13 protein-coding genes are annotated in these 12,806 nt (G+C 69.8%); 7 read left to right on the forward strand and 6 right to left on the reverse strand.

Going from position 1 to position 12,806, the window contains the following annotated elements; all coding sequences use genetic code 11:
- Positions 1 to 37 precede the first annotated feature (37 nt).
- Entirely contained in the window at positions 38 to 301 is a 264-nt protein-coding gene (locus QNA09_RS08360; RefSeq protein WP_003937126.1) for a hypothetical protein, read from the forward strand.
- The gene (locus QNA09_RS08365) at positions 288 to 764 is read left to right on the forward strand and encodes a DUF5130 family protein (protein WP_026138056.1); all 477 of its coding nucleotides are present in this window, start codon (positions 288 to 290) and stop codon (positions 762 to 764) included. The genes QNA09_RS08360 and QNA09_RS08365 overlap by 14 nt, the downstream gene beginning before the upstream one ends.
- 82 nt (positions 765 to 846) lie before the next feature.
- On the opposite strand, the gene pepN is transcribed toward QNA09_RS08365, so the two are convergent.
- Both pepN and QNA09_RS08375 read right to left on the reverse strand, forming a co-directional pair.
- Positions 847 to 3,429 (reverse strand): aminopeptidase N, encoded by a 2,583-nt coding sequence (pepN, locus tag QNA09_RS08370; RefSeq protein ID WP_203011688.1) that lies wholly within the window; start codon positions 3,427 to 3,429, stop codon positions 847 to 849.
- A 62-nt stretch (positions 3,430 to 3,491) separates the two neighbouring features.
- Positions 3,492 to 4,736, reverse strand: coding sequence for an NAD(P)/FAD-dependent oxidoreductase (locus tag QNA09_RS08375; RefSeq protein WP_017682000.1), 1,245 nt, complete (start codon positions 4,734 to 4,736; stop codon positions 3,492 to 3,494).
- A 139-nt stretch (positions 4,737 to 4,875) separates the two neighbouring features.
- On the opposite strand from QNA09_RS08375, the gene QNA09_RS08380 reads away from it, so the two are divergent.
- The 3 genes from QNA09_RS08380 to QNA09_RS08390 all read left to right on the forward strand — a co-directional run bounded on the left by QNA09_RS08380 (position 4,876) and on the right by QNA09_RS08390 (position 6,878).
- Positions 4,876 to 5,496: a DsbA family protein gene (locus QNA09_RS08380; RefSeq protein ID WP_059174766.1), complete on the forward strand. Its 621-nt coding sequence runs from the start codon at positions 4,876 to 4,878 to the stop codon at positions 5,494 to 5,496.
- 84 nt (positions 5,497 to 5,580) lie between these two features.
- Entirely contained in the window at positions 5,581 to 6,060 is a 480-nt protein-coding gene (locus tag QNA09_RS08385) for a ribose-5-phosphate isomerase (RefSeq protein WP_010596409.1), read from the forward strand.
- Between the two features lie 20 nt (positions 6,061 to 6,080).
- Positions 6,081 to 6,878 carry a DNA-formamidopyrimidine glycosylase family protein gene (locus QNA09_RS08390; RefSeq protein WP_308072417.1) on the forward strand — a complete coding sequence of 266 codons (798 nt, stop codon included), beginning with the start codon at positions 6,081 to 6,083 and terminating at the stop codon, positions 6,876 to 6,878.
- On the opposite strand, the gene QNA09_RS08395 is transcribed toward QNA09_RS08390, so the two are convergent.
- From QNA09_RS08395 to QNA09_RS08410, 4 genes are all read right to left on the reverse strand, one after another.
- Positions 6,875 to 7,666: a hypothetical protein gene (locus QNA09_RS08395; protein ID WP_010596411.1), complete on the reverse strand. Its 792-nt coding sequence runs from the start codon at positions 7,664 to 7,666 to the stop codon at positions 6,875 to 6,877. The genes QNA09_RS08390 and QNA09_RS08395 overlap by 4 nt on opposite strands.
- Positions 7,667 to 7,716: 50 nt before the next feature.
- Complete coding sequence (locus QNA09_RS08400) at positions 7,717 to 9,090, reverse strand: wax ester/triacylglycerol synthase domain-containing protein (RefSeq protein WP_010596412.1); 1,374 nt, start codon at positions 9,088 to 9,090, stop codon at positions 7,717 to 7,719.
- 167 nt (positions 9,091 to 9,257) lie between these two features.
- Positions 9,258 to 10,136, reverse strand: coding sequence for a sulfite exporter TauE/SafE family protein (locus tag QNA09_RS08405; RefSeq protein ID WP_017682004.1), 879 nt, complete (start codon positions 10,134 to 10,136; stop codon positions 9,258 to 9,260).
- A 2-nt stretch (positions 10,137 to 10,138) separates the two neighbouring features.
- A complete protein-coding gene (locus QNA09_RS08410; protein ID WP_010596415.1) occupies positions 10,139 to 10,738 on the reverse strand; it encodes a rhodanese-like domain-containing protein in 600 nt (199 codons plus the stop codon).
- Positions 10,739 to 10,995: 257 nt separating this feature from the next.
- Here QNA09_RS08410 and QNA09_RS08415 point away from each other — a divergent pair, with 257 nt between their 5' ends.
- A complete protein-coding gene (locus QNA09_RS08415; RefSeq protein WP_248957411.1) occupies positions 10,996 to 12,375 on the forward strand; it encodes a rhodanese-like domain-containing protein in 1,380 nt (459 codons plus the stop codon).
- Between the two features lie 32 nt (positions 12,376 to 12,407).
- Complete coding sequence (gene trxA / locus QNA09_RS08420) at positions 12,408 to 12,782, forward strand: thioredoxin (RefSeq protein ID WP_010592841.1); 375 nt, start codon at positions 12,408 to 12,410, stop codon at positions 12,780 to 12,782.
- Positions 12,783 to 12,806: the final 24 nt, after the last annotated feature.

Consider the following 12,806-nt stretch of genomic DNA (forward strand, 5'->3'; position numbering starts at 1 on the left):
GCGCCGGGATCGGACATGCTGGGCTACCGTTTGCGGTGTGAGCATTCTCGAGACAACCCTCATATTCGTTGCCATCCCGGTGGCGATCATCGTGATATTCGGGGTCTTCTCCGTCTTCACGAAGCCGATTCCGGGCACGCGGCCCGCCGAGTACAAGCTCGGGGAGAAGTGGGACCACGAGCCGATGCTGTGGAGCGCGGTCGACGAGGTCACCACGCACGGCCATCACGGTGGGCATCATGAACTCGTCGCCGGCGCGCCGGTCGACCCGATCGGAGGTAGGGCAAGTGGCAAGTGGTGACGTGATGCACAGCCGGACGGCTGTCGCTCCCGCGGAGCTGCCGTACGGTGCGGCCCTGACGTCGAGCGGCCGTATCTCCCGGACCCGTGTCCTCGACGGCCTGTTCGAGGGCCCGCCGTTCAGCGACCGCGACATGATCGCTCTCGACGATGCGCTCACCGAGGCCACCCGGGCGACGAAGGTGCGCTTCAACGTGTACGTCGCGGACGCCGCAGATCCCGCGATCACGACCGACGCGGTGTTCCCGACCACGCCGGAATCGTCGAACTCGGTGCTCATCGCCGTGTACCCGAACCAGCGCGCCATCGAGATCCGCAGCGGACGCGGCGTCGCCGACCGCGTCGACAACCGGATCGCGCAGCTCGGCGTGACCGCGGCGATCTCGTCGTTCGGCCAGGGCGACCTGATCGACGGCATCGTCAGTGCGATCCGCGTGATGGCGAACGCGATCACCGCGCCGTAGAGCCCCTCGTTGCTGTGGCCGAATGTCACATCGGGTCGATTCCGTCGACCGGATGTGACATTCGGCCACACGCGTAGGGCGGCTAGGACGCGTCGAACGCCCGGGCCTTCAGCGACCGGACGATCCCCGCGCGACCCTCGCTGATCAGCCGGCGCAGGGCCGGCGGGTGATCACCGGCGAGGAACTCGTCGGCCGCCGCCACCGACGACTCGCTGATCGACCACGACGGGTACAGCCCCACGACGACGGTCTGCGCGACCTCGCTGGAGCGGCGCTCCCACACGCCCGGCACGTCGGCGAAGTACCGCGCGACGTACCGTTCGAGCAGCTCACCCTGTCCGGCCGGCGCGAAGCCGCCGATGATCGCGCGAGCGGTGATGTTCGGGATCGAATCGTCGCCCACCACCGTCTCCCACACCTGCTCCTTGACGGCCTCCTGCGGCCGCGCCGCCCGCGCGGTGGCGGCCTGCCGCGCGCCGGCAGCCGTCGGATCTCGCTCGGCCTCGGCATCGATGAACGGCGACTCCACCCCCTCGGCGTCGATCTCGCCGGCCGCGGCCAGCGCCTGCACGATCCGCCACCGCAGATCCGTGTCGACGACCAGTCCGGCCAGCCCGACGTTCGCCGGATCGGCACCGAGCAGCTCGCCGAGCACCTCGGTGTGCCACGGCGCGAGCCGGGCCGTGGTCAACGCGTTGACGAACGCGAGCTGATGATCCGAGCCCGGCTGCGCCTCGCGGGCCAGTTCCAGCAGCCGGTTCGCGTAGTCGTTCCAGCCCCGCTCGGTCGCCCAGCCGGGGTCGGCGTAGCTGCCGAGCGCGGTGTGCGCCTGCATCAGCAACCGCTGCACCACGCCGACCTCCGTCTCGGTCGCGATACCGCGCTGCACCAGCGCCACGAAGTCGCGGGCCTTCATCTCGGCCTGCCGGGTCATCTCCCATGCGGCGGACCATGCCAAGGTGCGTGGCAACGGCTCGGCGATGTCGCCGATCCGGTCCGTCAGCACCTCGAGCGACCGGGGATCGAGACGCACCGAGCAGTAGGTGAGGTCGTCGTCGTTGACGAGCACGAGCCGGCCGCGGTCCACGCCGACGAGTTCCGGCACCTCGGTGCGCTCGGTGGCGTCGAGATCGATCTCGACGCGGTGCGTGCGGAGCAGCTTGCCCGAGCCGTCGTCGTCGTAGACCCCGATCGCGAGCCGGTGCACCCGATGTTCCCCGGCGCCCGGATCGGCACCCTCCTGGATCACCGCGAAACGGGTGAACCGCCCGTCGTCGTCGACGTCGAAGTCGGGACGCAGGATGTTCAGGCCGGTGGTCTTGAGCCACTGCGCGCCCCATCCCGACAGGTCCCGGCCGGACGACTTCTCCAGCGCCGCGAGCAGGTCGTCGAACGTGGCATTGGCGAAGGCGTGCTCGCGGAAGTACTCCCGCAGGCCCGCCAGGAACGGTTCCTCCCCGACGTAGGCGACGAGCTGCTTGAGCACGGACGCGCCCTTGGCGTAGGTGATGCCGTCGAAGTTGACCTCCACCGCCGCGAGGTCGGGGATGTCCGCGGCGATCGGATGGGTCGAGGGCAGCTGGTCCTGGCGGTAGGCCCATGACTTCTCGACGTTCGCGAACGTGGTCCACGCGTTCGTGTACTCGGTGGCCCGCGACTGGCACAGCACCGACGCGAAGGTCGCGAACGACTCGTTGAGCCACAGGTCGTCCCACCAGCGCATGGTCACCAGGTCGCCGAACCACATGTGCGCCATCTCGTGGAGTACGGTCTCGGCGCGGCGTTCGTACGAGTAGCGGGTGACCTTGGAGCGGAAGACGTAGTCCTCGAGGAACGTCACCGCGCCGGCGTTCTCCATCGCGCCGGCATTGAACTCGGGGACGAACAGCTGGTCGTACTTGCCGAACGCGTAGGGCAGGCCGAAGTTCTCGTGGTAGAACGCGAAGCCCTGCTTGGTTTCGGTGAACAGCCGGTCGGCGTCCATGAACTCCGCCAGCGAGGCGCGGCAGTAGATGCCGAGGGGGATGGTGCCGTGTTCGTCGGTGTAGACGTCGGTCCACTGCGCGTAAGGCCCGGCGATCAGCGCGACGAGGTAGGTGCTCATCCGCGGGGTGGTACGGAAGACGTGCCGGCCCGGCTCCGCGGTGACGTTGTGCACGGTCTCGGAGTTGGAGATCACCGACCAGTCCGCCGGCGCGGTCACCGCGATGTCGAACGTGGCTTTCAGGTCCGGCTGGTCGAAGCACGCGAACATCCGCTTCGCGTCGGCGGTCTCGAACTGCGAGTACAGGTAGACCGCGTCGTCGGTGGGGTCGACGAACCGGTGCAGGCCCTCGCCGGTGTTCGTGTAGAGGCAGTCCGCCTCGACGGTGAGTTCGTTGCGCGCGGCCAGTCCGCTCAGCGCGATCCCGTTCTCCTCGGTGTATCCGGAGACGTCGACGGACTTGCCGTTGAGGGTGGCCGAGTGCACGGACTGCGCGATCAGGTCGACGAAGGTCGACGCACCGTCCGTGGCGTCGAATGTGATGGTGGTGGTCGAACGGAACGTGGTCGTTCCCGCAGCGCCCGCGCCGTCGGTCAGATCCAGCTCGATGCGGTAGTTGTCGACGGTCAGGACCGCGGACCGCTCGGCCGCCTGCTCGCGGGTCAGATTCGGTGGTGCCACGGAAGACTCCTTCTCAAGACGGGATGCGACTCGGGTGCCATCCCATCATGTGAGGGACCGGTTCACCCGGCGACCTCCGCGAGGGGCACCTGCGGATCGGAGAGTCGGTGCGGGTCGACGGATTCGCCGGAGGAGATCAGCGCGCGGATGTCGTCGCCCGCGTCCCAGATGTTGACGTTCATCCCGGCGCGGACCCGGCCGGCCGCGTCGAGCCAGAACGCGAGGAACTGCCGGGAGCCGACGTCGCCGCGGGTGATCACCCGCGCCTCGGCGGGTGCGTGCCCGACGTACTCCATGCCCAGGTCGTACTGGTCGGTGAAGAAGTAGGGCAGGCGGTCGTAGGAGGCGGGCCGGCCCAGCATGGTGGCGGCCGCCACGTCGGGCTGGTTGAGCGCGTTGGCCCAGTGTTCGACCCGGATCCGGGTCCGCAGCAGCGGATGCTCGGCGGCGGCGATGTCGCCGACCGCGACGATGTCGGGATCGCTCGTCGCGAGAGACGCATCGACTGCCACGCCGTCGCTCGCCACGGTCAGTCCCGCGTCGCGGGCGAGTTCGACGTTGGGCTGCGCCCCCACGGCGACGAGGACCGCGTCGGCCCGGATCTCGGTGCCGTCGCCGAGGCGCAGGCCGGTGGCACGGCCTTCGACGGTGAGGATCTCCGACACCGTCGTCGACAGACGCAGGTCCACACCGTGGCTCCGGTGCAGGTCCGCGAACACGGCGCCCATCTGCTCGCCGAGTGCGCCGGACAGCGGCTGGGCGGCGGCTTCGACGACGGTCACGTCGGCGCCGTGTCCGCGCGCCCCGGCAGCGATCTCGAGACCGATCCAGCCGGCGCCGACGATCGCCAGGTGCGGCGCCGGACCCTCGTCGCGGCGGACGGCCGCGAGCAGCGCGTCGGACTGCTCGACGGTGCGCAGCATGTGCACGCCCGCGGCGTCGATGCCTGGCAGCAGGATCCGTCGCGGGCGCGAACCCGTCGCGAGGGCGAGCTTGTCGTAGCGCACGGTGGAACCGTCGGGCAGGGTGACGGTGTGGGCTCCCGGGTCGAGGGCGGTGACGGTGACGCCGAGTTCGACCTCGACCCGGTGGTCGCGGTACCAGTCACCGTGCTGCACGGTGAACTCCGCAAGCTGCTTCTTGCCGGCGAAGTAGTCCTTCGACAGCGGTGGTCGCTCGTAGGGGAGGTGTTCCTCCTCGCCCAGGAGGAGGATCCGGCCGGGGAAGTCGCGGGCGCGCAACTGCTCGGCCGTCTTGGCGCCGGCGAGCCCACCGCCGACGATGACGAAGAGCTTCTCGTTGGACATCGCGCATCCCCGTTCCGTGCGGCACCGGTCCTTCGACGGTACGTCGGTGGAGGCGCGGGAACCGGCGGTTCGGGAAGAATCCGACGACGACCGGCGTTGAATCGGACCGTAGTCCGAATTTCTGCAGCGAGGAGACCCCGTGAGCGACCCGATCTCGAAGGACACCGCCGACTTCTGGTTCGACCCGTTGTGCCCCTGGTGCTGGATCACCTCGCGCTGGATCCTGGAGGTGGCGCAGGTCCGCGACATCGAGGCGAAGTTCCACGTGATGAGCCTTGCCGTGCTCAACGAGGGCAACGACGACCTGCCCGAGAACTACCGGGAACTGATGACCAGGGCATGGGGCCCGGTGCGCGTGGCGATCGCCGCGGCGCAGAAGTACGGCGACGAGGTCCTCGAACCGCTGTACACGGCGATGGGCACGCAGATCCACGACGAGGGCAACAAGGACTTCCCGGCGGTGATCGCCAAGTCCCTCGCCGACCTGGGCCTGGATCCGGACCTCGCGCGAGCGGCCGAGACCGACGCCTACGACGAGGCGCTGCGCACCAGCCACGCCGCCGGCATGGACGCGGTCGGTCCGGATGTCGGCACGCCGACCATCCACGTCAACGGCGTGGCATTCTTCGGTCCGGTTCTCTCGCGGATCCCGCGCGGCGAGGAGGCAGGGCGGATGTGGGACGGGGTGGTGGCCATGGCGTCGTACCCGCACTTCTTCGAACTCAAGCGCACGCGCACCGAGGACCCGAGCTTCGAGTAGGCGCCTTCGGCGCCGGTGTGTCCTTTGGGCGGCTACAGCCGCCCAAAGGACACACCGGCGGCGCAGCCGCCTATTCTCGACGCCATGCGCGTTTACCTGGGTGCCGACCACGCCGGCTTCGAACGTAAGAACCAGATCATCGAACACCTCACCGCCAACGGCCACGAGGCCGTCGACTGTGGCGCGTACGAGTACGACGCCCTCGACGACTACCCGGCGTTCTGCATCGAGGCCGCGCGCCGCGTCGTCGCCGACGAAGGCAGCCTCGGCATCGTTCTCGGCGGCAGCGGCAACGGCGAGCAGATCGCGGCGAACAAGGTGCCGGGTGCCCGCTGTGCCCTCGCGTGGAGCGTGGAGACCGCCAAGCTGGCCCGCGAGCACAACAACGCGCAGCTCATCGGCATCGGTGGGCGCATGCACAGCCTCGAGGACGCCTTGGCCATCGTCGACGCGTTCGTCGCCACCCCGTGGTCGGGGGAGGAACGGCACCAGCGGCGCATCGACATCCTGAGCGAGTACGAGAAGACCGGGCAGGCCCCGGAAGTTCCCGGCGCGCCGTCCTGACGAACGGAGCCTGATCGACCGTGCCGGAGGGACCATCCCTGCACCGGCTCGCCCGGTTGCACCAGCGGCGTTTCTCGGGTGCGCCCCTGCGGGTGTCGAGCCCGCAGGGGCGCTTCGCCGGCGATGCGGCGCTCGTCCACGGCCGGGTGCTGCTCCGGGCCGAGGCTCTCGGCAAGCATCTGTGGCACCACTACGACAACGGCCTGACGGTGCACGTGCACCTGGGTCTGTACGGCTCGTTCACGGAGGCGCCGGTTCCGATGCCGGACCCGGTCGGGCAGGTACGGATGCGCATGGTCGGCGCCGAGTACGGCACCGACCTGCGCGGTCCGACCGCGTGCGAGGTCCTCACCCCGGACGAGGTGGCGGCGATCGCCGCGCGGATCGGCCCCGACCCGTTGCGGAAGGACGCCGACCCCGAGCGGGCGTGGGCGCGAATCTGCAAGTCCCGCAGTGCCATCGGCTCGCTTCTCATGGACCAGTCGGTGATCTCGGGGGTGGGCAACATCTACCGGGCCGAAGTCCTGTTCCGGCACGGCATCCATCCGCAGCGCCCCGGACGTGATCTCACCCGAGCCGAGTTCGACGGCATCTGGGACGATCTCGTCGTGCTGATGCGGACGGGAGTGCGACGCGGCGCGATCCACGTCGTGCGACGCGAACACGACCGCGGGGCACCGGCCTACGCGAAGGGCCGTCCCCGGACCTACGTCTACCGGCGTGCCGGTGAGCCCTGCCGGTTGTGCACCACACCCGTCCTGCACTCGATCATGCAGGGCCGCAACCTGTTCTGGTGCCCCGCCTGCCAGACGGGCTAGAAGTCGAAACCGCCGAAGTCGCCGCCGGCCCCGAAGTCGCCGCCACCGTAGTCACCGCCGCCGTAGTCACCGCCGCCGTAGTCACCACCGGCGTCGCCGTAGTCCCCGCCGTCCTGGCCGGCCTCGAGGCCCTGGTCGTATCCGGAGTCGAAGCCCTGCTCGAACGCCTGTGCGTCGTAGGGCACCCCGGCCATGCCGGAGAACATCGCCGAGAACAGCAGCATCGATCCGACGCCCCACGCCCCCGCGACGAGGGCGGGCTTCCACCAGGGCTCGGAGTACCAGCCGGCCGGTACCGGCCGGCCCGCGACGCGACCGCCCGGGAAGTAGTTCGGGGTGCGCGACGACGGGGCCGGTGAGGCCGCCACCTTGCGTCCCTCGAAATCGATCTCTCGGTTCTCGGTCACCCGGCCGGCCGTCTGCTGGCCGTCCAGCGTGGGGATCTCGGGACCGGGATCCATGCCCATCGCGAGACGAGCGGCGCGGATGTAGTACAGCCCCTCGAGAGCGGTCTGCTTGGCCAGCCGCGCCTGCACCGGCGTCCGGGCCTGCTCGATCTGTGATCCGGCGGCGGTGTAGCGCTCGGACGCATCGGCGAGCGCCTGCTTGGATGCGGCGTCCGTGCCGGAGAGGTTGTAGATCTGCCCGCCGAGCCGTTCGATGGCCTGGCGGGCATCGGCCTTCGCGTCGTCGAGTTCGTGGGCTCCGCGCCCCGACTTGTTCCGTTGCGCCGCGGACACCAGGAACACGACGGCGACGAGGACGGCGACGATCAGTAGGAGTTCCACGGCGGTCCCTTCCGGCGGACTGGACGGTCGACGTCCAGCCTACCGGCGGCTCAGGCGTCGAGGACGGCGTGGAATCCGCCGCGCATGCAGTCGTCGAACACCTCGAGGTCGGGAACCGCGCCCGTGTCGAGAGTGAATCCGACGCAGCACGTGTGCAGATACGACATCAGGGTGACGTTGAACGCCGAGCCGAGGGTGGGACCGAACGCGTAGTACCGTTCGACCTTCGCGCCGGCCATGTAGAGCGGCACCGGCGACCCCGGCACGTTCGAGGCGAGGAAGTCGACGTGCTTGAGCATCTCGCCGACGACAGCCGGGGGGAGCAGATTGAGAGGGGTGGCGAGGGCCTGCGCCATCGGCACCGCAGGCTCGTGCCGCCAGCCCTCGACGATCTTGTTCACCTCCTGCATGAGCGTGAGGGGATCGTCGGAACGCACGGGCAGCGGGAAACGCGCGAGGTTGATCCGGTTGCCGCCGAGGGTGTCCTGCTCGGTGCGGATGCTCAGCGGCATCGTGACCCGTAGCTCGTCGACGTCGGTCCCGTGGCGGCGGTGGTAGTCGGCGAGGCCGACGAGGACTGCGGTGAGGAAGGCGCTGTTGAGGGTGGCGCCGCCGCGGTGAGCGGCATCGCGCAGCCGGTCGAGCGGCACGTCGATCACGTGGAGCCGGCGGCTGAGGCTGCGTTGCGTCATGACCGGGGATTCCAGTCGCAGGATCGGGCGCAGGTAACGGGCGACGGACACCGCGACCCCCGCGGCACTACGGGCGGAACCGATCGGGTTCGTCACGACGGCCCGGGTGGTCGGCCAGATCGAGGCCAGCCCGCGTCCCGCCAGTCCGCGGAGCTGCGACCAGTCCCAGCCGATCGCCTCGGCGGCCAGGTCCAGGCTGTCCGGGGACTCCGGGGCGGGCGGTTCCGGGGCGGGTTCGCGGGGCGTGCCGTCGCGGTCGAAGTCGACCAGCCGCGCAGTGATCTGCATACCGCCGATTCCGTCGGTGAGCGCGTGGTGCACCTTGATCAGCAGCGCGGCCTGACCGCCGGCGAGTCCGTCGACCACCGTCATCTCCCACAGCGGCCGGTCCTTGTCGAACGCGGCCATGGCCGTGGTCCGAGCGAACTCCAGGACGTCGTCGAAGTTTGCCGGCCCGGGCAGCGAGACCCGGCGCATGTGCCAGGACAGGTCGAAGTTCGCATCCGCGACCCATCGTGGCGGCGCGAGCCCGAAGGGCACCTCGACCACGCGATGGCGGAAGCTGGGCACCTCGCGGGTGCCGCGGTCCATCATCTCGCACAGACGGTCCCAGTCGGGTGAGGCGTCGAGCAGGACGACGGCCACGATCGTCGAGCGCAGCGCGGGGTCGCGCTCCATGCTCCAGGTGAGGTAGTCCGTCTGCTGCATGTGACGGTCGGCTGCGTTGCTCATCTCGGTAACTTCTCACACGGGCCGCCGGGACGATCGGGTTTCGCTCCGTCCGCACCGTCGGACCGGGGACGGCACCACGGCCCGGCGCGGAATCCGGAGCGGATACTCCGAACTCTAGGCGCCGGGCCGTGGTATCGATAGTGACTTTCGTCCGGGTTGTGCGGCCGTCAGGCGGCCGAGGTGGCGGCTTCCGTCCGTCGTCCGAGTCGCTGCAGGGGGCAGTGGGTACTGCGGCTGCAGGCGAAGGTGGTGCCGGCGGCGACGAGGGTGAGTACCGCTGCGGCGATGCCGACCAGAGGATGAATCTCCTGGGCGAGGATGACCGAGGACATGATCAGGACGAACCAGCCGAAGCCCTTGCGCAGCGAGTCCGGGTCGACCATGGAGGTCAGGCGTCCGCCGATGAGGCTGCCGACGACGGCGGCGGCGGTGACCATCGCCGCCAGGCGCCAGTCGATCTGCACGGTGGACAGGTAGCCGCCGAGGCCGGCGAAGGACTTCATGGCGATCACGATCAGCGAGGTGCCGACGGCGACGGGCATGGGCAGTCCGCCGAGCAGGGCGAGGGCCGGCACGACGAGGAACCCGCCGCCGGCGCCGACGAGGCCGGTGACCAGGCCGACGACCACGCCGTCGAGGAGGATCTTGCCGACCGGCATCGAGTGGGTGCCGTCCGAAGCCGCGGTCTTGTTCTTGCGGCCGCGGAGCATCGCGATGGCGGTGGCGATCATCATCGCGGCGAAGGCGAGCAGCAGGATGCTGCCGGGAACGAAGCGCGAGAGCAGGCCGCCGGCGTAGGCGCCGACCATGCCGGCCAGGCCGAACAGGATGCCGGTGCGCCACTGGACGCGGCCTGCCCGCGCGTGGGAGATCGCGCCGACCGCGCTGGTGACGCCGACGACGAGCAGCGAGGTGGCGATGGCCTCCTTGGCGTCCATACCGGCGACGTACGCCAACAGCGGGACGGTGAGGATCGATCCACCGCCGCCGAGCAGTCCGAGGGTGACGCCGACGAGGACCGCCAGCGCAACGGTCAGCGCGATCATGATCAGTTCCTTTCGGCCGGAGCGGTCTTCGAATCGACCAGCTGGGCGACGATGGTCTGCGGATCACACGAGGCGCCGCGGTTGTAGGGCAGCTTGGAGAGCAGCATCCCCATCGCGCAGGTGTTGGACAGCGCGGCGAAGGTGAGGCCGCCGCCGACACCGGCGGCGAGCCACTTGAGCTTGGGGACCGCGATGCTGCCCAGGACGGAGGTCAGCACGAGGGAGCCGGCGACGAGGCGGACCTGCCGTTCGAGGTCCCAGCGCTCGACGCCGCGATTGACGGAGAAGCCGTTGGCTTCCCAGCCCGTCATGCCGCCCTCGAGGATGTGCACGTTGAACAGCCCGGCCGTGCGGAGGGTCTCTTCGGCCTGGGTGGCGCGCTGGCCCGACCGGCACACGAGGACGACGTTCTCGTCGAGGTGGGCGAGGAACTCGTCCCGGTGCTCGCGCAGCAGGTCCAGGGGGACGTTGTAGGCGCCGGGGATGTGCACGGACTCGAACTCGCCGGGTGTGCGGACGTCCACGACGCGGACGTTCTTGCCGGAGTCGAGGAGCTCGCGCAGGGCGGCGGGATCGAGGGTTGCGGGGCTCGGCTCGGTCATGGGGGCCTTTCGGGTCGGTGGCGCGAACGCGCGAGGGGCGATCGCCGTGGGCAATAAACCCCGGGGGGTATGTCGGCGACAATGATAAGCATACGGGAGGGGGTATATGCAAGGCGGACACAGGCCGTGGGTCGCCTTCGTGACGCACTCCACCCGCATACCCCAGGGGGTACTTGACATACCCAGGGGGGTATATGTCAGGATGGGGTCAACGCAGAACGCGACCGGTCTTCGCGGCCGAGGAGAGGGAGAACCGAATGATTCTCGAGCAGTACTACATCGAGTGCCTGTCGCACGCGTCGTACCTGATCGGTGACGAGAGCACCGGCCGGGCGATCGTGGTCGATCCGCGCCGGGACGTCACCGAGTACCTCGACGACGCGCGCAGGCACGGGCTGAGCATCGAGGGTGTGATCAACACCCATTTCCACGCCGACTTCGTCTCCGGGCACCTCGAGCTGCTCGAGGCGACCGGGGCGTGGATCGGGTTCGGCGAGGCCGCCGAGGCGGACTACCCGATCCGCCGGCTGCGCGACGGCGAGCACCTCTCGCTCGGGGAGGTGGACCTCGAGATCCTGTCCACCCCGGGGCACACCTGGGAGTCGATCTCGGTGCTGGTGCGCGAGCATCCGGGGGCGACGCCGACGGCGGTGCTGACCGGGGATTCGCTGTTCATCGGGGACGTGGGCCGGCCGGACCTGGTGAACCTGGGGGATTCGTCGACCGAGGACCTGGCCCGGGCGATGTACCACACGGTGCACGAGAAGCTGCTGACCCTGCCCGATCAGGTCACCGTGATGCCCGCGCACGGCGCCGGCTCGTCGTGCGGGAAGAACCTGTCGGCGGAGCTGACCTCGACGATCGGGGAGCAGCGGGTGAGCAACCCGTCGGTGCAGCCGATGAGCGAGGAGGCGTTCGTCGCGCTGGTCACCGAGGGCCAGCCCGCGGCGCCGTCGTACTTCTCGGTCGATGCCGGGTTGAACAAGAGCCTGCATCCGCTGCTCGATCAGGGCCGGGCCATCCCGGCGCTGAGCCCGGAGCGGGTGCGCGCGGAGCTGGCCGCCGGGACCCGGGTGCTCGATGCGCGCAGCGTGGACGAGTTCGCGGCGGGGCATCTGCGCGGGTCGGTCAACGTCGGGTTCGACGGGCGGTTCGCCGAGACCGGCGGCATGGTCGCCGAGGTGGGGGAGCCGATCGTGTTGATCACCTATCCGGGCGAGGAGCAGGACGCGGCGGTGCGGCTGGCCCGGATCGGGTCGGACAACGCGCTGGGGTATCTGACGGTCGATCACGACGGGGTGTTCCCGGCGGAGCTGGCGGAGCTGGTGCAGAGCGCGCCGCGCACCACCGTCGCCGAGCTCGACGAGATGCTCGCCGCGGAGGCGGTGGCGTTGGTCGACATCCGCAATCCGGGGGAGCGGGAGTTCGGGACGATTCCGGGGGCGGTGCCGATTCCGTTGGCGCAGCTGCGGGCGCGGCTCGAGCAGGTGCCCACCGGCAAGCCGATCGTGGTGCACTGTGCCGGCGGGTGGCGGTCGAGTGTGGCCGCGTCGCTGCTGCGGGCGCAGGGCTTCGAGAACGTGTCGGACCTGCTCGGCGGGTACAACGCCTGGGCCGAGGCCCACGTCCCCGCCTGACCGGCGCCGACGAGAACGAAAGGAACCATCCGATGGCAACGAAGAATCTCACCCTCGCGGACTTCGAGTCCACAATCCTCGGCAACGACATCGTCCTCGTCGACTTCTGGGCGTCGTGGTGCGGTCCGTGCCGCGCCTTCGCCCCGGTGTTCGAGAAGTCGTCACAGGCGCACCCGGACATCGTGCACGCCAAGGTCGACACCGAGGCCGAGCAGCAGCTCGCCGCGATGGCCGACATCCGCTCGATTCCGACGATCATGGCGTTCCGAGAGGGCGTCCTGGTCTTCTCCCAGCCCGGCGCCCTGCCCGCGGCCGCCCTCGAAGACCTCATCGGGCAGATCGAGGCGCTGGACATGACCGAGGTCCACGCCCGGATCGCCGACCAGAAGGCCGCCGCCGGCGCCTGACGCCGACCCTGTCACCCCTAGGAG

This window comes from Rhodococcus sp. AH-ZY2 (genome assembly GCF_030916465.1).
GTDB lineage: Bacteria > Actinomycetota > Actinomycetes > Mycobacteriales > Mycobacteriaceae > Rhodococcus > Rhodococcus ruber.